The organism is Pseudomonas sp. H9 (assembly GCF_004353925.1).
Taxonomy (GTDB): domain Bacteria; phylum Pseudomonadota; class Gammaproteobacteria; order Pseudomonadales; family Pseudomonadaceae; genus Aquipseudomonas.
The window spans coordinates 64,625-83,862 of the sequence record NZ_SMOK01000013.1 but is presented as its reverse complement, the minus strand read 5'-3'; the positions used below and the strand labels follow the sequence as shown (position 1 = coordinate 83,862).

Below are 19,238 nucleotides of genomic sequence, written 5' to 3'. Positions count from 1 at the left end.
CAGTCATACCCTCATGACTGGCCGGCAACCCCGCCAATGGCCTAGACTGGACGCAATTGCCGTATCCGCGTCTGTTTCCAAGGCCCCTTGCATGTCAGATCCCCGCTACCAGATCGACGTCAGTGTCGTGACCCGTTTCCTCAAAGAACAATCCGATCCCGAAAACGAACGTTTCGCCTTCGCCTACACCATCACCGTGCAGAACAACGGCTTGATCCCGGCCAAGTTGATGTCACGCCATTGGCTGATTACCAACGGTGACGGCCAAGTCGAAGAAGTAAAAGGCGCTGGCGTGATTGGCCAACAGCCGCTGATCGAGCCAGGTAAAAGCCACACCTACAGCAGCGGCGCCGTGATCAGCACTCAAGTCGGCACCATGCAGGGCACCTATCAGATGCATGCCGAAGACGGTAAACACTTCGATGCCATCATCGCCCCGTTCCGCCTTGCTGTCCCCGGAGCCCTGCACTGATGGCGGTATACGCAGTTGGCGACTTGCAAGGCTGCCTTCAACCCTTGAAGTGCCTGCTTGAACGCGTTCACTTCAACCCCGCAGTCGACCGTTTGTGGCTGGTAGGCGACCTGGTTAACCGCGGTCCGGAGTCCCTTGAAACCTTACGTTTCCTCTACTCCATTCGTGATTCGTTGGTCTGCGTCCTTGGCAACCATGACCTGCACCTGCTCGCGGCCTGGCATAACATCGAGCGCCTGAAGAAAAGTGACACGCTGCGCGAGATTCTCGATGCTCCCGATGCGGGCGAACTGCTCGACTGGCTGTGTCGGCAAAAGCTGCTGCACTACGACGAACAACGTGGCGTAGTACTCGTCCATGCGGGTATCCCACCGCAGTGGACGCTAGGCAAGGCACTGGAACTGGCTGGCGAAGTCGAGGAAGTATTGCGCGACGACAATCGCCTCAAACCCTACCTCGATGGCATGTACGGCAACGAGCCAAACAAGTGGAGCAAAGACCTCAGCGGCGTCACTCGCCTGAGGGTGATCACCAATTACTTCACCCGCATGCGTTTTTGCACCAGCGAGGGCAAGCTAGACCTCAAAGGCAAGGAAGGCGCCGAAACCGCCCCGCCAGGCTACAAGCCCTGGTTTGCCCATAAAGGCCGACGCTCACGCCATGTGAAGATCATCTTCGGCCACTGGGCCGCGCTCGAAGGGCGCTGCAAAGAGCCTGACGTGATTGCACTGGACACCGGCTGCGTCTGGGGCGGTGCATTGACCTTGTACAACGTCGATACCGGCGCCTTTTATCGTTGCGACTGCGCCGATGACGGCACCCCAAGGGTGCAGCCGACACCTGAGCAACCGGCTAGAATGAACGACCAGTCTTGAAGGAAACCGTACCCATGAGCGAATTCAAACGCATCCCTCCCGAGCAGGCCCAGGCGCTGCGTGAGCAAGGTGCGGTCGTGGTCGATATTCGCGACCCGCAAACCTATGCCCTCGGCCACATCACCGGCTCCCGGCACCTGGACAACCACTCGGTAGCAGACTTCATTCGTGGCGCTGACCTCGATGCCCCCACTGTAGTGGTCTGCTATCACGGCAACTCCAGCCAGAGCGCTGCTGCGTATCTGGTAAGCCAAGGTTTTTCGGACGTCTACAGCCTCGACGGCGGCTTTGAGCTGTGGCGCGGCACCTACCCGACAGAAACCGCTCAGGGTTCTGCCGAATAATTTTTTTCTTCTCCTGCAGCCCGCGTCCCGCGCGGGCTCGCGCCTGACCTGACGAACGGTAACGCGCAACAATTCATCCACGCGCCCTTGACCTCGCCGAGAACCAACTATCCTTAAGTCCAGGCCATCCAAAAAGGGGAGAGCCGGTACACCGGCGTGCGGGTCATCGGTAGCGACTTTACAGGTGTTCTGGGGGGTATACAGCAATCGGTAGCGCCGATTGCATGCCAGCATCAGCTGACTGATCCGGCGTCGGCTCCACGTATCGAGCGAGGTGACGTCATGAGTATTTTTAGCCACTTCCAACAACGTTTCGAGTCCACCCGTCAGGAAGAACTTTCGCTGCAGGAATACCTTGAGCTCTGCAAAAGCGATCGTAGCGCTTACGCGTCGGCGGCTGAGCGCCTGTTGATGGCCATCGGTGAGCCGGAACTGGTCGATACCTCGAACAACTCCAGGCTATCGCGAATCTTCTCCAACAAGGTGATCCGTCGCTACCCAGCCTTTGAAGACTTCCATGGCATGGAAGAATGCATCGACCAGATCGTTTCCTACTTCCGTCACGCGGCCCAAGGCCTGGAAGAGAAGAAACAGATCCTTTACCTGCTCGGCCCTGTGGGTGGCGGTAAGTCGTCCCTGGCTGAGAAGCTCAAGCAGCTGATGGAAAAGGTCCCGTTCTACGCCATCAAAGGCTCGCCGGTCTTCGAATCGCCCCTGGGGCTGTTCAACGCTACGGAAGATGGCGCGATCCTCGAAGAAGACTTCGGCATCCCACGGCGTTATCTGAACACCATCATGTCGCCCTGGGCGACCAAACGGCTGGCTGAGTTCGGGGGCGATATCAGCCAGTTCAAAGTGGTCAAACTGTACCCGTCGATCCTTAATCAGATCGCGGTGGCCAAGACCGAGCCCGGTGACGAAAACAACCAGGACATTTCTGCTCTGGTGGGTAAAGTCGACATCCGCAAACTCGAGGAATACCCACAGAACGACGCCGACGCCTACAGCTATTCGGGCGCACTGTGCCGGGCCAACCAAGGCCTGATGGAATTCGTCGAAATGTTCAAGGCGCCTATCAAGGTGCTGCACCCATTGCTGACTGCGACCCAGGAAGGTAACTACAACAGTACCGAAGGCCTGGGCGCGATCCCGTATTCAGGGATCCTGCTGGCCCACTCCAACGAATCGGAATGGCACAGCTTCCGTAACAACAAGAACAACGAAGCATTCATCGACCGGATCTACATCGTCAAAGTGCCTTACTGCCTGCGCGTCAGCGACGAGATCAAGATCTACGACAAGTTGCTGTTCAACAGCTCGCTGGCCAAAGCTCACTGCGCACCCGACACCCTGAAGATGCTTGCGCAGTTCACCGTGCTATCGCGGCTCAAGGAACCGGAGAACTCGAACATCTACTCGAAGATGCGCGTGTACGACGGGGAAAACCTCAAAGACACCGATCCAAAGGCCAAGTCGATCCAGGAGTACCGTGACGCGGCCGGCGTTGATGAGGGCATGAATGGCCTGTCGACCCGGTTCGCCTTCAAGATCCTGTCGAAAGTCTTCAACTTCGACCCCCACGAAATCGCCGCCAACCCGGTACACCTGCTCTATGTGCTGGAACAGCAGATCGAACAGGAACAATTCCCGGCCGAAGTGCGCGAACGCTACCTGCGCTACCTGAAGGAGTACCTGGCACCGCGCTACATCGAGTTCATCGGCAAGGAAATCCAGACCGCTTACCTGGAGTCCTACAGCGAATACGGCCAGAACATCTTCGACCGCTATGTGCTGTACGCCGACTTCTGGATCCAGGATCAGGAATACCGCGACCCGGAAACCGGCGAAATCCTCAACCGGATCGCGCTCAACGAAGAACTGGAGAAAATCGAAAAACCAGCGGGCATCAGCAACCCGAAAGACTTCCGTAACGAGATCGTCAATTTCGTATTGCGCGCGCGGGCCAACAACAACGGCAAAAACCCGACCTGGCTGAGCTACGAAAAACTGCGGGTGGTGATCGAGAAGAAAATGTTCTCCAACACCGAAGACCTGCTGCCGGTTATCAGCTTCAACGCCAAAGCCAGCAAAGAGGACCAACAGAAACACAACGACTTCGTCACCCGAATGGTGGAACGCGGCTACACAGACAAGCAAGTTCGTCTGCTCTCGGAATGGTACCTGCGGGTCAGGAAATCGCAATAAGCGGCAGGAGCTGCAAGCGGCAAGCTTTCAGCTGCAAGTCCGGCGCACGCATCGCATTACCTGCGTGCCCGATCTTGAAGCTTGCGACTTGAAGCTTGCAGCTTGCGCAGCTACCGCCTACCCCCGGAGGGACCTATGAGCTATGTGATCGACCGACGCCTTAACGGCAAAAACAAGAGTACGGTCAACCGCCAGCGCTTTTTGCGGCGTTACCGTGACCACATCAAGAAAGCCGTCGAAGAGGCCGTAAGCCGCCGCTCCATTACCGACATGGAGCATGGCGAGCAGATCAGCATTCCCGGACGCGATATCGACGAGCCGGTGCTTCATCATGGCCGCGGCGGCAAACAGACGGTAGTACACCCAGGCAACAAGGAGTTCACCGCGGGGGAACACATTGCCCGCCCACAAGGCGGCGGCGGAGGTGGCGGCCGCGGCAAGGCCGGCAACTCCGGCGAAGGCATGGACGAGTTCGTCTTCCAGATTACCCAGGAAGAATTTCTCGAATTCATGTTTGAAGACCTGGAGCTGCCCAACCTGGTCAAACGTCACCTGGCTGGTACTGACACCTTCAAGACAGTCCGCGCCGGCATCAGTAACGAAGGCAACCCCTCACGCATCAATATCATCCGCACCCTACGCTCCGCTCACGCCAGGCGTATTGCCTTGTCCGGCAGCAGCCGTGCCAAGCTGCGCGAAGCGCAAGAGGAACTGGCGCGCCTTAAACGAGAAGAGCCAGACAACTTCGGCGATATCCAGGAAATTGAAGCGGAAATCGCGCGTTTGAGCGCACGCATCAACCGCGTGCCGTTTCTGGATACCTTCGACCTCAAATACAACCTGCTGGTCAAACAACCCAACCCCAGCAGCAAAGCCGTGATGTTCTGCCTGATGGACGTGTCTGGCTCAATGACCCAAGCCACCAAAGACATCGCCAAACGCTTTTTCATCCTTCTGTACCTGTTCCTCAAGCGCAATTACGAAAAAATCGAAGTGGTGTTCATCCGCCACCACACCAGCGCACGCGAAGTCGATGAAGAGGAGTTTTTCTACTCCCGGGAAACCGGCGGCACCATTGTCTCCAGCGCCCTGAAGCTAATGCAGGAAGTCATGGCCGAACGCTACCCGGCCAATGAGTGGAATATCTACGCCGCCCAAGCCTCGGACGGTGACAACTGGAACGACGACTCGCCGATCTGCCGCGAGATCCTCACCAAGCAGATCATGCCGTTCGTCCAGTACTACACTTACGTTGAGATCACCCCTCGCGAACATCAGGCATTGTGGTACGAATATGAACGGATCGGCGAAGCCTTTGCCGATACATTCGCCCAGCAACAGCTGGTGTCGGCCGGCGATATCTATCCGGTCTTCCGTGAACTCTTCCAGCGCAGGTTAGTGACATGACCGCTAGAGAGCAGAAGCGCCAACCCATTTCCACCGGGTCCGAATGGACATTCGAACTGATCCAGGCCTATGACCGGGAAATCAGCCGCCTGGCCGAGCGCTATGCCCTGGACACCTACCCCAACCAGATTGAAGTGATTACGGCTGAACAAATGATGGACGCTTATGCTTCCGTCGGCATGCCCCTGGGCTATCACCACTGGTCCTACGGCAAACACTTCCTCAGTACCGAGAAATCCTACAGCCGAGGCCAGATGGGCTTGGCCTATGAGATCGTGATCAACTCCGACCCGTGCATTGCCTACCTGATGGAAGAAAACACCATCTGCATGCAAGCGCTGGTGGTTGCCCACGCTTGCTACGGTCATAACAGCTTCTTCAAGGGCAATTACCTGTTCCGCACCTGGACGGACGCCAGCTCGATCATCGATTACCTGGTATTTGCCAAGCAGTACATCACCCAGTGCGAAGAACGCCACGGCATTGATGCGGTGGAAGACTTGCTCGACTCTTGTCATGCCCTGATGAATTACGGTGTCGACCGCTACAAGCGCCCTTACCCGATTTCCGCTGAAGAAGAACGGCGGCGCCAGAAGGAACGCGAAGAGCATCTGCAGAAACAGATCAACGATCTCTGGCGCACCATTCCCAAAGGCGCCGACAAAAACAGCGAACGCGACAATGCGCGCTTCCCGGCCGAACCTCAGGAGAACATCCTCTATTTCATCGAGAAACATGCGCCGCTGCTTGAGCCCTGGCAGCGCGAGATCGTGCGCATCGTGCGCAAGATTGCCCAATACTTCTACCCACAACGCCAGACCCAGGTGATGAACGAAGGCTGGGCCACCTTCTGGCACTACACCCTGATGAACGACCTGTACGACGAAGGCCTGGTGACCGAAGGCTTCATGATGGAGTTCTTGCAGTCGCATACCAGCGTGGTGTTTCAACCCGGATTCGACAGCCCCTACTACAGCGGCATCAACCCTTACGCTTTGGGCTTTGCCATGTACCGCGACATACGTCGCATGTGCGAAAACCCCACGGAAGAAGACCGTCGCTGGTTCCCCGACATCGCTGGCAGCGACTGGCTGTCGACCATCAAGTTCGCCATGAGCAGCTTCAAGGATGAGAGCTTCATCCTGCAGTACCTGTCACCTACGGTCATCCGGGATCTCAAGCTGTTCAGCATCCTCGACGACGACCAACGTGATGACCTGCTGGTACCGGCTATCCACGACGAAAGCGGCTATCGGATCATCCGCGAAACCCTGGCAGCCCAATACAACCTGGGCAACCGTGAACCCAACGTGCAGATCTGGAGCATCGACCGCCGCGGCGACCGCTCTCTGACCCTGCGCCACCAGCAACACGACCGCAAGCCACTGGGCGACTCGACCGAAGAAGTCCTCAAGCACTTGCACCGCCTCTGGGGCTTCGACATCCACCTGGAAACCCTGCAAGGTGACCAGATCATGAAAACCCACCACGTGCCGCCCAAAGGCGAACACAGCGAAGCAGAGTACGGACGCCTGGACCTGGCCGTCGTGCACCTCTAGCCTACCCCTCCGTTGCGACCAGACAGGGTATCCTGTGGTATCAACGGAGGATTTTCATGCAGATCTACAAAGTCGGCGGTGCCGTGCGCGACCGCCTGCTCGGCCAACCGGTCAGTGATATTGACTGGGTGGTGGTCGGCGCTAGCGCAGAGCAAATGCAGGCACTCGGTTATCGACCTGTGGGTGCCGACTTCCCAGTGTTCATCCACCCCAAAAGCGGCGAGGAGTACGCATTGGCGCGCACCGAGCGCAAGAGTGGGCGTGGGTACGGCGGCTTCACTTTCCACGCCAGCCCCGAGGTCACACTTGAAGAAGACCTGATCCGGCGTGACCTGACCATCAACGCCATGGCTGAAGATGAACAGGGCAATATCAGCGACCCTTACAATGGCCAGAAAGACCTGCAAGCCCGAATTTTACGCCATGTATCCCCGGCGTTCGCCGAAGATCCCTTGCGTGTCCTGCGTGTCGCCCGTTTCGCTGCGCGCTACGCCAGCATGGGTTTCACTGTGGCCCCCGAAACCATTGAACTGATGCGTCAGCTCAGCGAATCCGGTGAGCTCCAGGCACTGACCGCAGAACGCAGCTGGAAGGAAATCTCCCGAGCACTGATGGAAGACCAACCCCAGGTGTTTATCCAGGTACTGCGCGATTGCGGCGCCTTGAAGGAACTGATCCCGGAACTTGACGCCCTGTTTGGCGTACCCCAACCACCTGCCCACCACCCCGAGATCGACAGCGGCATCCATACCCTGGCCGTGCTGGAGCAAGCTGCGCAGCACCAACAGCCTCTTAGCGTACGCTGGGCCTGCCTGCTGCATGATCTGGGCAAGGGGCTGACGCCGGAAGCGGAGTGGCCTCGGCACATCGCACACGAGCATCGCGGGCTCAAGTTGATCAAGGCCGTCAACCAGCGCTTCAAGGTGCCCCGCGAATGTCAGGAACTGGCCATGCTGGTCGGCGAGTACCACACCCATTGCCATCGTGCTCTGGAGCTCAAGGCCTCGACCTTACTTGAACTGCTACAGAGTTTTGACGTTTATCGTCGGCCGCAGCGCTTTGAAGAGTTCATTGCCGCGTGCGAAATGGACGCCCGAGGGCGCAAAGGGCTGGAACAGCGCGACTATCCACAGGCGCAGTACCTGCGAGGCGCGGCGGCAGCTGCACGGGCGGTACAGGTGCAGCCGTTGGTGCAGAAGGGCCTGACTGGGCAGGCATTGGGCGAGGCCCTTAAAGGGGAGCGCCTGAAGGCACTGAAAGCCTATAAGGGTTGAAACCATCGCGGGGCAAGCCCGCTCCCACAGAAACCATTCCAGTGGGAGCGGGCTTGCCCCGCGATCAGAGATTCGTCAACTGCTGGCCACGCCATTCAAACGGCACCGGTGCCAACACTTGCTCAATCTGCGCCTCGGCCCACATCTGTGCGATAGGCTTGCCTGTGCCCGGATGCACCATTTGCGGCGCAAGCAGCGAAAGCGGCCACAACACAAACGCGTTCTTGAGAATTTCGGCCCGAGGCAGCACCAAGCCATCAAAACTGCCATGCAAATCGTTGTACATCAGCACATCGATATCCAACGGCAACCCCTTGCGCTCAGGCGCATAGCGACCGTTATCGGCTTCGATGAACTTAAGCCGGCGGTCTAGCTCCATCAGTGGCAAAGCGGTCAGCCCAGTCACCACCAAATTGAAAAAAGGCCCACTTTTGATGCCCACCGCCTGGCTTTCGAATACCGCCGAGCAGCGCAAATCGGTCAATATTTCCGCCAGAGCATCCAGCCCCGCACACAAATGCCGTTCTCGCTCGACATTGCTGCCAAGGCCAAGATAAACCCGGTTCAGAGACATCCGCGCTCAATCTCCACGCCCACACCGGTGGCGGCCGACACAGCGCCGGGCTTGGTCAGTTTGAGCTGCAACCAGGGGATCTGGAACTCCTGCATCAACACCGCTGCCAGCCGCTCGGCAAAGGTTTCAACCAACTGGAACTCGGATGTTTCGGCAAACGCCTGAATGCGTGCAGTCACGCTGGCGTAGTCCAACGCCAAGGTCAGGTCGTCACCCGCCGCTGCCGGACGGTTATCCCAGGCAAATCGCAGGTCCAGACGCAGGCACTGGCGAATCCCCCGCTCCCAGTCATAAGCACCGATGACGGTATCGACTTCCAGGCCTTCGATGAACACTCTGTCCAAGCACTTCTCTCCACTGCACGACAAGGGCGACTGGCGCCGTTAGAATCAGGGCGTCCTCGCCCGGAATAGTTAGCATGTTTTGGTTACTGGCGTTGCTCGCCTACCTGCTCGGCTCGCTGTCCTTTGCCATTCTCCTCAGCCGCCTCAATGGCAGCCCGGACCCGCGTATGAGCGGTTCAGGCAATGCCGGTGCAACCAACATGCTGCGCCTGGCCGGCCGCAAATTGGCGATCCTGACCCTGCTAGGCGACCTGTGCAAGGGCTTGCTACCCGTACTGATCGCCAATCTTGCCGGCCTCGACCTGCAACAACAGGCCTGGATTGGCTTGTGTGCAGTCATCGGCCACCTGTTCCCGGTGTACTTCTGTTTTCGTGGCGGCAAAGGTGTTGCCACCGCCGCCGGCCTGCTGCTGGGCCTCTACCCGCCCGCAGCACTGCTGGCCATCAGCGCCTGGGTACTTACCTTCTACCTGACCCGCACCAGTTCATTGGCATCACTGATTGCCACTCCCCTGACCCTGCCGTTGCTGGCTTGGCGCGAGCCAGAAGCGTTGCTGCCGATCAGCGTGCTGACCGTGCTGATCGTCTGGCGTCACCGTGGCAATTTACGCGACCTTTTTGCCGGCCGCGAACGGCATTTCTGAATCCTGCGCATGAGCGCCGTTCATTACAACGGCGCCAGTTGCTCCATTGGCCAACGAGCCTGCACACTGATCGCCAGGCTTTCATGCTGCCCTGCCGCCAGACGCTGGCAGCCTGCATAGGCAATCATGGCGCCGTTATCAGTGCAGAACTGTGGCCGGGCGTAATACACATTACCCTTGATGCCCGCGAGCATTTCTTCCAACGAAGTGCGCAAGGCCTTATTGGCACTGACACCACCGGCGATCACCAGGCGCTTGAGGCCGGTTTGCTTCAAGGCCCGCTTGCACTTGATGGTCAAAGTCTCTACCACCGCCTGCTGGAAGGCCAGTGCCACGTCGCAACGGGTTTGTTCACCGTCGTCTCCGGCACTCTGGCATTGCTGCCAGGTGTTCAAGGCAAAGGTTTTAAGGCCACTGAAGCTGAAATCAAGGCCGGGGCGATCCGTCATCGGCCGCGGGAACACAAAGCGCCCGGGCATGCCCTGAGTCGCAAGGCGCGCGATTTCCGGGCCACCTGGATAATTCAGGCCCATCAATTTGGCGGTCTTATCGAAGGCTTCACCTGCGGCATCGTCGAGGGTTTCGCCCAGCAGTTCATAACGGCCAATGCCGTCCACACGCACCAGCTGGGTATGCCCGCCGGACACCAGCAAGGCGACGAACGGGAACTCAGGCGGCTGCTCTTCAAGCATCGGCGCGAGCAAATGACCTTCCATATGATGAACGCCCAGCGCCGGGATACCCCAGGCAAACGCCAGCGCCTGCGCGCACGAGGCCCCTACCAACAGCGCACCGACCAAACCTGGGCCAGCGGTGTAAGCGATGGCATCGATTTCGGTGGCTACGCAGTCGGCCTCGGCCAGCACCTGCTTGATCAACGGCAGCATGCGCTTGACGTGATCACGCGAGGCCAGCTCCGGCACCACGCCACCATAGGCGCGGTGCAGGTCGATCTGACTGAACAGTGCATCTGCCAAAAGGCCACGTTCACTGTCGTATAATGCGACGCCGGTTTCGTCGCAGGATGTTTCCAATCCCAGTACTAGCATGGGTCTGCGCCTTGTGGAGGCTGAATTCGAAGGCGCGCATGATAGTCCTCACTCCCGATGCCGACCAGCGGTTTTCGATCAGAGGCTTTGCATTCCGGCTGGCTAAGGGTTAACATCCGCAACCCTTAAAAACCGACGTTCTCCAGTGCACATTTTTGCCACGAGTTCGTTGACCCCCGGTAATGAATGAAGGTAGCTCTGGATGCCAGCCGTCAAAGTTAAAGAGAACGAACCCTTCGACGTAGCTCTGCGTCGTTTCAAGCGCTCCTGCGAAAAAGCCGGTGTTCTGGCTGAAGTTCGTAGCCGCGAATTTTACGAGAAGCCGACTTCTGAGCGTAAGCGCAAAGCAGCAGCCGCTGTTAAACGTCACGCCAAGAAAGTTCAGCGCGAACAGCGCCGCGCCGTTCGTCTGTACTAATACAGACGCCCGTCGCAAGCTTCTGCCTCGCCCGGCCCAAAGCCGGGCTGCCGGCAGTAGTTGCTTGATCCTCTGGCCTTTGCGCCCGAGGCGTTCCATTGCCCTGCAATGTGAACAACCTGCCTGAATCGTCAGAACTGGCCTCAACGCCAGCTGTGCACGTCATTACTGACGAGCCCTAACCGGCTGCAGACGAGCACGTCTTTCCGAATTTTGTGTTACGCCATTCGATACCGCTCGAACGCGAAGCCGTTCCCGCAGCATTAGCGATTACACTTGTTTATCGCCTGATGATGAGAGTGCCATGGCCGGGCTGATTCCCCAAAGTTTCATCGACGACCTCCTCAACCGTACCGACATCGTCGATGTGGTGAGCTCGCGCGTGCAACTGAAAAAGGCCGGCAAGAACCTCACCGCCTGCTGTCCATTCCACAAGGAAAAAACACCGTCCTTCAGCGTAAGCCCCGACAAGCAGTTCTATTACTGCTTTGGTTGCGGCGCAGGCGGCAATGCCCTTGGCTTCATCATGGACCACGACAACCTGGACTTTCCCCAGGCTGTCGAAGAGCTGGCCAAAGCTGCCGGCATGGAAGTGCCACGCGAAGAAGGCGGTCGCGGGCACAAGCCCCGACAACCAACCGACTCGCCGCTGTACCCCCTACTGGAAGCGGCTGCCGAATTTTATCGTCAGGCCTTGCGAAGCCACCCCACCCGCCGCTCGGCGGTGGAGTACCTCAAAGGCCGTGGCCTGTCTGGTGAAATCGCCCGCGATTTCGGCCTGGGCTATGCCCCGCCGGGCTGGGACAACCTGTTCAAGCATTTGAGCAGCGACACCCTGCAACAAAAGGCCATGATCGATGCCGGTCTGCTGATCGAGAACGCCGAATCAGGCAAACGCTACGACCGATTCCGCGACCGGGTGATGTTTCCGATCCGTGACAGCCGCGGCCGGGTCATTGCCTTCGGCGGCCGGGTACTCGGCGACGACAAGCCCAAGTACCTGAACTCGCCGGAAACCCCTGTATTCCACAAGGGTCAGGAACTTTACGGGCTGTTTGAAGCGCGTAAGTTCAACCGCAACCTCGATGAAATCATCGTGGTCGAAGGCTACATGGATGTCATTGCCCTGGCCCAGCAAGGCCTGCGCAATGCCGTGGCAACCCTGGGCACGGCGACCAGCGAAGAACACCTCAAACGCCTGTTTCGCGTCGTTCCCAGCGTACTGTTCTGCTTCGACGGCGACCAGGCGGGCCGCAATGCTGCCTGGCGTGCACTGGAGGCCACCCTTTCGAGCCTGCAGGATGGCCGCAAGGCGCGCTTCCTGTTTCTCCCCGAAGGTGAAGACCCGGACACGTTGATCCGCGCCGAAGGCACTGACGCATTCCGCGCCCGCATCAACCAGCACGCCCAACCGCTGGCCGACTACTTTTTCCAGCAGTTGACCGAGGAAGCAGACCCGCGTTCGCTTGAAGGCAAAGCGCACATGGCGACCCTGGCAGCACCGTTGATCGAAAAAGTACCCGGCGCCAACCTTCGCACCCTGATGCGCAGTCGCCTGAAAGAGATCACCGGCCTCGACAATCAGCAGGTCGAGCAACTGAGCCACAGCGCCGCCCCCGAAGCGCCGCCCGCTTACGACCCGGGTATCGATTACGACGCCATCCCCGACTACACCCCGGATTACAGCGATTTTCACCAGCCCGAATACGCGCCACCACAGCAGCAGTGGACTCCGAACAAGGGCGGCAAGAAGAAGTGGGACGGCAAGCCGTGGGACAAGAAAGGCAAACCCTGGGAGCGTAACGGCCAGCGCCAGGACGCACCACCACGCGTGCCGACCTCTGTAGAACCCCCGACCTTGAGCGCCCTGCGTACCCTGCTGCACCATCCGCAATTGGCCAAAAAAGTCGAAGATGCCGGCCATTTTGCTGCCGAAGAACACGTCTACGCCCAACTGCTGGTGGCGCTGCTCGAAGCCTTGCAGAAGAATCCTGAGCTACGCTCACTACAGCTGATCGCGCGCTGGCACGGCACCGAGCAAGGCCGGTTGCTGCGGGCATTGGCGGAAAAGGAATGGCTGATCGATGCCGACAACCTTGAACAACAGTTTTTCGACACTATAACTAGCTTGTCAGCTCGCCAACGCGAGCGAAGCCTGGAACATTTGCTCAGAAAAGCACGTCAAAGCGAGTTAAGCGCAGAGGAAAAAAATCAGCTGCGCGACCTGCTAAGCCGGAATGTTCCCGCACAAACCCCGACCTCAACTGGCGCGTGAGGTCCTAGCTCGGGTATAATCCTCGGCTTGTTTTTTGCCCGCCAAGACCTTCAGTGGATAGGGTGTTATGTCCGGAAAAGCGCAACAGCAGTCTCGCATCAAAGAGTTGATCACCCGCGGCCGTGAGCAGGGCTACCTGACTTACGCGGAGGTCAACGACCACCTGCCAGAGGATATTTCAGATCCGGAGCAGGTGGAAGACATCATCCGCATGATCAACGACATGGGGATCAACGTATTCGAGAGTGCTCCGGATGCGGATGCCCTTTTGTTGGCCGAAGCCGACACCGACGAAGCTGCAGCTGAAGAAGCCGCTGCTGCGTTGGCGGCTGTGGAAACCGATATCGGTCGCACGACTGACCCGGTGCGCATGTACATGCGTGAAATGGGTACCGTCGAACTGCTGACCCGCGAAGGCGAAATCGAAATCGCCAAGCGTATCGAAGAAGGTATTCGCGAAGTCATGGGTGCTATCGCCCATTTCCCGGGTACTGTCGAATACATCCTCAGCGAATACGATCGGGTCACCGCCGAAGGTGGCCGCCTGTCCGATGTTCTCAGTGGCTACATCGACCCGGATGACGGCATTGCCCCTCCGGCCGAAGTACCGCCGCCGATCGATCCGAAGGCCCCGGCCAAAGACGAATCTGACGACGAAGACGAAGAGAAAGAAGGCGACGACGAAGAGGAAGAGGCCGAAAGCGGTCCAGACCCTGAAGTTGCTCGCCAGCGCTTCGGTGCTGTTCAGGAACAACTGAACGCTACCCTCAAAGTACTGAAAAAGAACGGCCGCCTGCACAAGGACAGCCTGCAGTCGATGCTCGATCTGGCAGAGTTGTTCATGCCAATCAAGCTGGTACCCAAGCAGTTCGAAGTCCTGGTAGAGCGCGTTCGTAGCGCCCTTGACCGTCTGCGTCAGCAAGAACGCGCGATCATGCAACTGTGTGTCCGTGATGCACGCATGCCACGCGCCGACTTCCTGCGTCTGTTCCCAAGCAACGAAATCGACCAGACCTGGGCCAGCGACCTGGCCAAGCGCAGCACCAAGTGGGCAGCTGCTCTGGGTGAGAAAAGCGACGCTATCGTGGCCTGCCAGCAAAAGCTGATCGACCTCGAAAGCGAAACCGGCCTGACCATCGCCGAGATCAAGGACATCAACCGTCGCATGTCGATCGGTGAAGCCAAGGCTCGTCGTGCCAAGAAGGAAATGGTCGAGGCCAACCTGCGTCTGGTGATCTCGATCGCCAAGAAGTACACCAACCGTGGCCTGCAGTTCCTCGACCTGATCCAGGAAGGCAACATCGGCTTGATGAAGGCGGTGGACAAGTTCGAATACCGTCGTGGTTACAAGTTCTCGACTTACGCCACCTGGTGGATTCGTCAGGCGATCACCCGGTCGATCGCTGACCAGGCGCGCACCATCCGTATTCCGGTGCACATGATCGAGACGATCAACAAGCTCAACCGTATTTCCCGGCAGATGCTGCAGGAAATGGGCCGCGAACCGACCCCGGAAGAGCTGGGTGAACGCATGGAAATGCCTGAGGACAAGATCCGCAAGGTATTGAAGATCGCTAAAGAGCCGATCTCCATGGAAACCCCGATCGGTGACGACGAAGATTCGCATCTGGGCGACTTCATTGAAGACTCGACCATGCAATCGCCAATCGACGTGGCCACGGTCGAAAGCCTCAAGGAAGCAACCCGTGACGTGCTCTCCGGCCTGACCGCACGCGAAGCCAAAGTGCTGCGCATGCGTTTCGGTATCGACATGAACACCGATCACACCCTCGAAGAGGTCGGCAAGCAGTTCGACGTAACCCGTGAGCGGATTCGTCAGATTGAAGCCAAAGCGCTGCGCAAGCTGCGCCACCCGACGCGAAGCGAGCATCTGCGCTCCTTCCTCGACGAGTGATGAAAAACCCCGGCCCAGGCCGGGGTTTTTCTTTTGTGCCGCCGATACTTTAAGACTTTCGCCACTACCCCACCGCAGAAATGCCCGTCTACACTCGAAGCAATCCATTTGTGTAACGAGGCCGCTATGCCCAAATTGCCGGCCCTCCTGTTGCTGGTCCAGATATTCTGGAGTGCAACGGCCGGCGCCTTGACCCTGACCGAAGAAGAACAAGCCTGGCTCAGCGCGCATCCGCAGCTGCGTCTGGGCGTCGATGCGTCTTGGCCACCGTTTGAATACCGTGACCAGGATGGCCGCTACCAGGGATTGGCTGCCGACTACATTGCTGTGATTCAAGAGCGACTGGGCGTCGCGTTCAAACCGGTTGAACCGTCCAGCTGGACCGCTGTGCTCGAACAGGCACGTCAAAACAAGCTGGACCTGCTCCCCGGCATCATGTCGACCCCCGAACGCCAGGGGTTTCTGGCGTTCACCCGCCCCTATCTGGACTTTCCGATTGTCATCCTCGCCCATGAAGGCGGGGCACAGCCGCGCACGCTCAAAGAGCTGTACGGGCTGAAGATTGCCGTTGTCGAAAACTATGCGCCACACGAGCTGCTACGCACTCACCACCCCGACCTCAACCTGGTCCCCCTGCCCAACGTCAGCTCAGCGTTGCAGGCACTGGCCACCGATGAAGTCGATGCCGTGGTCGGCGACCTTGCCTCCAGTATCTGGAGCCTGCGCCAGCTAAAGCTCGAAGGTCTGTATGTCAGCGGTGAAACCCCCTACCGCTATCAACTGGCCATGGCCGTACCGCGTGAGAAAAAAATCCTGGTCGGCATTATCGATAAAGTCATGGCCGACATGAGCGCGAGTGAAATCAGCAACATCCAGGAGCGCTGGGTCGGCAAGGTTCTGGATCACCGCACCCTATGGTACGACTTGCTGATCTACGGGCTGCCAGGCGTACTGATCCTGGTGGCAATATTGGCGGCAATGGTGCGGGTCAACCGCCGACTGAGTTCGGAGATTTCCCGACGCATTGCCCTGGAGCAGGAACTGCGCAGCAGCGAATACCACTACCGCGGCTTGGTCGAAAGCCTCTCGGCCATTGCCTGGGAAGCCGACGCCAATGATTTCACCTACAACTATGTTTCACCGCACGCCGAAGACCTACTCGGCTATCCGCTGAACGACTGGCTGCGCCCAGGTTTTTGGCGCAGCATCATCCATCCCGACGATGCGCTCTGGGCCCAGGCCTTCTGCGACAGTGAAACCGCCGCCGGGCGCGACCACAGCCTCGATTACCGTGTGATTCGCGCTGACGGCCGCACACTGTGGGTGCGCGACATCGTCAGCCTGATCGAGCACGGGCATAAGCCGGTAATGCGCGGCTTAATGATCGACATCAGCGAAACCAAGAACACCGAAGACGCCCTGCGCCTCTCGGAGCAAAAGTTTGCGTCGGTGTTCCAGCAGTGCCCTGACATCCTTTTGATCGCCCGGCTCAGCGACGGTTGCCTGCTGGAAGTCAACGAGGCCTTCGAAGAGCAAATGGGCCTGAGCTCGGCGCAGGTTGTAGGACGGACAGCCACGGAGCTGAACATCTGGGGCAATGCAGGATTGGGCCCAGGGCTGCTCCTTCGCCTGCAGTCTGGCAGCATTCGTAACCTGGAAACCCTGTTTCGCCGCAGCAACGGCCAGTTGTTCACAGGCCTGATATCGGCAGAAAGCTTCGAGCTCGACAGCACGCCCGCCCTGGTGGTGGCGGTGCGTGACATCAGCCAACTCAAGGAAACCCAAGAGCAACTGCAAACCTCTGAGGAGAAATTCGCCAAAGCGTTCCACGCCTCCCCGGATGGCCTGCTGCTGTCTCGCCAGAGCGATGGTTTGCTCATCGAAGTCAACGAAGGCTTTTGTCGCCTGACAGGCTTTGAAAGCCATATGTCACTGGACCACACCACTCTGGACCTGGGCATCTGGGTTGACCTGAACGAACGTCGGCGCCTGCTGGATATGCTGCAGCGCGACGGTTTCGTCCGCGATTTCAGCTGCCACATTCGCCGCAGCGATGGCCAGATACGCCTGTGTGAACTGTCTGCCCGCCCCCTGCCAATCGCCGGGGAAGATTGCATGCTGACCATTGCCCGCGATATCACCGAACGTCATCTGATGCAGGAAAAGCTGCAACTGGCCGCCACCGTGTTCGAAAACACCGCCGAAGGTGTGTTGATCACTGATACTGAGCAACGCATCAGTGCCGTCAACCGCGCCTTCAGCGAAATCACCGGCTACAGCGAATTCGAAGCACTGGGGCAAACACCACGCCTGCTTGCCTCGGGCCAGCATGACAGTGCGTTTTACATCGCCATGTGGCACCAACTGAATGCCGAAGGGCACTGGCAAGGCGAAATCCACAACCGGCGTAAAAATGGCGAGCTGTACCCCAGCTGGCTGACCATCAGCGCCGTACGTAACAACGACCGTTTGATCACCCACTTCGTCGCGGTGTTCGCCGATATCTCCAGCCTCAAACATGCTCAGGCGAAACTCGACTACCAGGCGCACCACGACCCGCTCACCGGCCTGCCCAACCGCACGCTGTTCGAAAGCCGCCTGCAAGCCGCCCTGACCTGCGCGCAAAGCTCCAAACGCCAGGGTGCGGTATTGTTCCTCGACCTGGATCGCTTCAAACACATCAACGACAGCCTTGGCCACCCCGTGGGCGACTTGCTGCTCAAGGGCATTGCCCAACGGCTGAAGGAGCAGGTACGTGATGTCGACACGGTCGCGCGTCTGGGTGGCGATGAATTCATCATTCTATTGCCTGGCCTGCACCAACCCAGTGATGCCAGCCTGATCGCCAATAAACTGCTGGCCTGCTTCAGCGCCCCCTTCCAGGCCGGGGAACATGAGTTTTTCACCAGCGCCAGCATTGGCACCAGCCTTTATCCACAGGACGGAAGCGATGTTGCCTCGTTGATCCGCAATGCCGACGCCGCCATGTACCGATCCAAAGCCAAAGGCCGTAATCGCGTCGAATCCTACACCCGCGACCTGACGGCCCAGGCCAGCGAACGGATCGCGCTGGAGCACGAATTGCGCCGGGCCATCGAGCGTGATGAGCTGAGCCTGAACTACCAACCCAAATTCAGCCTGAAAACCCAGAGTCTGGTGGGTGCCGAAGCGCTTATTCGCTGGACTCACCCACTGTTCGGCGACGTCCCTCCGGAGCATTTCATTGCCCTGGCTGAAGAGAACGGCATGATCCTGCAACTGGGCGACTGGGTACTGGAACATGCATGCCGGCAAATGCAGGTATGGAAAAAACATTACAAGGCCTTCGGCCCGCTGTCAGTCAACCTCGCGGGCGCACAACTGCGCCAACCCGGCCTGATCAAACGCATTGAGCATCTGCTCAAAACCCACCAGCTCAAAGCCGGAGACCTGCAGCTGGAAATTACCGAGAACTTCATCATGAGCCAGGCCGAAGAATCCCTGGCCGTGCTCCATCAACTCAAACACCTAGGCGTTCAACTGGCTATCGACGACTTTGGTACAGGCTATTCGTCACTGAGCTACCTCAAGCGCCTGCCCCTGGACATCCTGAAGATCGATCAATCGTTTATCCGCGGCTTGCCGGACGACCCGCACGACGCAGCGATTGCCCGCGCGATCATTGCCCTGGGGCGCAGCATGCAACTGACCATTATTGCCGAAGGCGTCGAGAATCAGGCTCAACAGCAATTTCTTGCTGCCGAAGGCTGTGAGCAGATACAGGGGTACATCGTCAGTTTGCCGTTACCCGCCGAAGAATTTGCCACCTCATTTCTTAGCGCAGCTATTTCAGACTTTTCGGATAGCACCGCAAGGAAACCCTCGTTATAATCCGCGACCACTG

General features: G+C 58.5%; 15 protein-coding genes. 12 read left to right on the top strand and 3 right to left on the bottom strand.

Translation table 11 applies throughout. The annotated features are described in order from the left end of the window. Positions 1–91: 91 nt before the first annotated feature. The 7 genes from apaG (at position 92) to E1573_RS12925 (ending at position 8,136) form a co-directional block, all read left to right on the top strand. Positions 92–472 carry a Co2+/Mg2+ efflux protein ApaG gene (gene apaG, locus E1573_RS12955; protein WP_133214234.1) on the top strand — a complete coding sequence of 127 codons (381 nt, stop codon included), beginning with the start codon at positions 92–94 and terminating at the stop codon, positions 470–472. Further along, positions 472–1,347: a symmetrical bis(5'-nucleosyl)-tetraphosphatase gene (locus E1573_RS12950; protein WP_133214232.1), complete on the top strand. Its 876-nt coding sequence runs from the start codon at positions 472–474 to the stop codon at positions 1,345–1,347. Before apaG ends, E1573_RS12950 begins: the two co-directional genes overlap by 1 nt. A gap of 14 nt (positions 1,348–1,361) precedes the next feature. Beyond that, positions 1,362–1,691: a thiosulfate sulfurtransferase GlpE gene (gene glpE / locus E1573_RS12945; RefSeq protein WP_133214230.1), complete on the top strand. Its 330-nt coding sequence runs from the start codon at positions 1,362–1,364 to the stop codon at positions 1,689–1,691. 282 nt (positions 1,692–1,973) lie between these two features. Further along, positions 1,974–3,896, top strand: coding sequence for a PrkA family serine protein kinase (locus E1573_RS12940; protein WP_028942155.1), 1,923 nt, complete (start codon positions 1,974–1,976; stop codon positions 3,894–3,896). A 135-nt stretch (positions 3,897–4,031) separates the two neighbouring features. Continuing rightward, entirely contained in the window at positions 4,032–5,303 is a 1,272-nt protein-coding gene (locus E1573_RS12935) for a YeaH/YhbH family protein (RefSeq protein WP_133214228.1), read from the top strand. Further along, entirely contained in the window at positions 5,300–6,862 is a 1,563-nt protein-coding gene (locus tag E1573_RS12930) for a SpoVR family protein (RefSeq protein ID WP_133214226.1), read from the top strand. Before E1573_RS12935 ends, E1573_RS12930 begins: the two co-directional genes overlap by 4 nt. A 56-nt stretch (positions 6,863–6,918) precedes the next feature. Next, positions 6,919–8,136: a multifunctional CCA addition/repair protein gene (locus tag E1573_RS12925; RefSeq protein WP_133214224.1), complete on the top strand. Its 1,218-nt coding sequence runs from the start codon at positions 6,919–6,921 to the stop codon at positions 8,134–8,136. Between the two features lie 64 nt (positions 8,137–8,200). On the opposite strand, the gene folK is transcribed toward E1573_RS12925, so the two are convergent. Together folK and folB are read right to left on the bottom strand one after the other, a co-directional pair. Beyond that, positions 8,201–8,710: a 2-amino-4-hydroxy-6-hydroxymethyldihydropteridine diphosphokinase gene (gene folK, locus E1573_RS12920; RefSeq protein ID WP_133214222.1), complete on the bottom strand. Its 510-nt coding sequence runs from the start codon at positions 8,708–8,710 to the stop codon at positions 8,201–8,203. Next, a complete protein-coding gene (gene folB, locus E1573_RS12915; RefSeq protein WP_133214220.1) occupies positions 8,701–9,054 on the bottom strand; it encodes a dihydroneopterin aldolase in 354 nt (117 codons plus the stop codon). The genes folK and folB overlap by 10 nt, the downstream gene beginning before the upstream one ends. 74 nt (positions 9,055–9,128) lie before the next feature. Here folB and plsY point away from each other — a divergent pair, with 74 nt between their 5' ends. Next, positions 9,129–9,698 (top strand): glycerol-3-phosphate 1-O-acyltransferase PlsY, encoded by a 570-nt coding sequence (gene plsY, locus E1573_RS12910; protein WP_133214218.1) that lies wholly within the window; start codon positions 9,129–9,131, stop codon positions 9,696–9,698. A gap of 23 nt (positions 9,699–9,721) precedes the next feature. On the opposite strand, the gene tsaD is transcribed toward plsY, so the two are convergent. After that, entirely contained in the window at positions 9,722–10,747 is a 1,026-nt protein-coding gene (tsaD, locus tag E1573_RS12905; protein ID WP_133214216.1) for a tRNA (adenosine(37)-N6)-threonylcarbamoyltransferase complex transferase subunit TsaD, read from the bottom strand. 202 nt (positions 10,748–10,949) lie between these two features. Here tsaD and rpsU point away from each other — a divergent pair, with 202 nt between their 5' ends. The 4 genes from rpsU (at position 10,950) to E1573_RS12885 (ending at position 19,225) form a co-directional block, all read left to right on the top strand. Further along, positions 10,950–11,165: a 30S ribosomal protein S21 gene (rpsU, locus tag E1573_RS12900; protein WP_002551877.1), complete on the top strand. Its 216-nt coding sequence runs from the start codon at positions 10,950–10,952 to the stop codon at positions 11,163–11,165. A gap of 304 nt (positions 11,166–11,469) precedes the next feature. Further along, positions 11,470–13,440 carry a DNA primase gene (gene dnaG, locus E1573_RS12895; protein ID WP_133214214.1) on the top strand — a complete coding sequence of 657 codons (1,971 nt, stop codon included), beginning with the start codon at positions 11,470–11,472 and terminating at the stop codon, positions 13,438–13,440. 67 nt (positions 13,441–13,507) lie between these two features. Further along, positions 13,508–15,355 (top strand): RNA polymerase sigma factor RpoD, encoded by a 1,848-nt coding sequence (rpoD, locus tag E1573_RS12890; protein WP_133214212.1) that lies wholly within the window; start codon positions 13,508–13,510, stop codon positions 15,353–15,355. A 126-nt stretch (positions 15,356–15,481) separates the two neighbouring features. Beyond that, positions 15,482–19,225, top strand: coding sequence for an EAL domain-containing protein (locus E1573_RS12885; protein WP_133214210.1), 3,744 nt, complete (start codon positions 15,482–15,484; stop codon positions 19,223–19,225). Positions 19,226–19,238: the final 13 nt, after the last annotated feature.

Bases quoted from the DNA above. Each gene is read 5' to 3' on its own strand.
- apaG (WP_133214234.1), top strand. From the start codon at position 92: ATGTCAGATCCCCGCTACCAGATCGACGTCAGTGTCGTGACCCGTTTC.
- E1573_RS12950 (WP_133214232.1), top strand. From the start codon at position 472: ATGGCGGTATACGCAGTTGGCGACTTGCAAGGCTGCCTTCAACCCTTG.
- glpE (WP_133214230.1), top strand. From the start codon at position 1,362: ATGAGCGAATTCAAACGCATCCCTCCCGAGCAGGCCCAGGCGCTGCGT.
- E1573_RS12940 (WP_028942155.1), top strand. From the start codon at position 1,974: ATGAGTATTTTTAGCCACTTCCAACAACGTTTCGAGTCCACCCGTCAG.
- E1573_RS12935 (WP_133214228.1), top strand. From the start codon at position 4,032: ATGAGCTATGTGATCGACCGACGCCTTAACGGCAAAAACAAGAGTACG.
- E1573_RS12930 (WP_133214226.1), top strand. From the start codon at position 5,300: ATGACCGCTAGAGAGCAGAAGCGCCAACCCATTTCCACCGGGTCCGAA.
- E1573_RS12925 (WP_133214224.1), top strand. From the start codon at position 6,919: ATGCAGATCTACAAAGTCGGCGGTGCCGTGCGCGACCGCCTGCTCGGC.
- folK (WP_133214222.1), bottom strand. From the start codon at position 8,710: ATGTCTCTGAACCGGGTTTATCTTGGCCTTGGCAGCAATGTCGAGCGA.
- plsY (WP_133214218.1), top strand. From the start codon at position 9,129: ATGTTTTGGTTACTGGCGTTGCTCGCCTACCTGCTCGGCTCGCTGTCC.
- tsaD (WP_133214216.1), bottom strand. From the start codon at position 10,747: ATGCTAGTACTGGGATTGGAAACATCCTGCGACGAAACCGGCGTCGCA.
- rpsU (WP_002551877.1), top strand. From the start codon at position 10,950: ATGCCAGCCGTCAAAGTTAAAGAGAACGAACCCTTCGACGTAGCTCTG.
- dnaG (WP_133214214.1), top strand. From the start codon at position 11,470: ATGGCCGGGCTGATTCCCCAAAGTTTCATCGACGACCTCCTCAACCGT.
- rpoD (WP_133214212.1), top strand. From the start codon at position 13,508: ATGTCCGGAAAAGCGCAACAGCAGTCTCGCATCAAAGAGTTGATCACC.
- E1573_RS12885 (WP_133214210.1), top strand. From the start codon at position 15,482: ATGCCCAAATTGCCGGCCCTCCTGTTGCTGGTCCAGATATTCTGGAGT.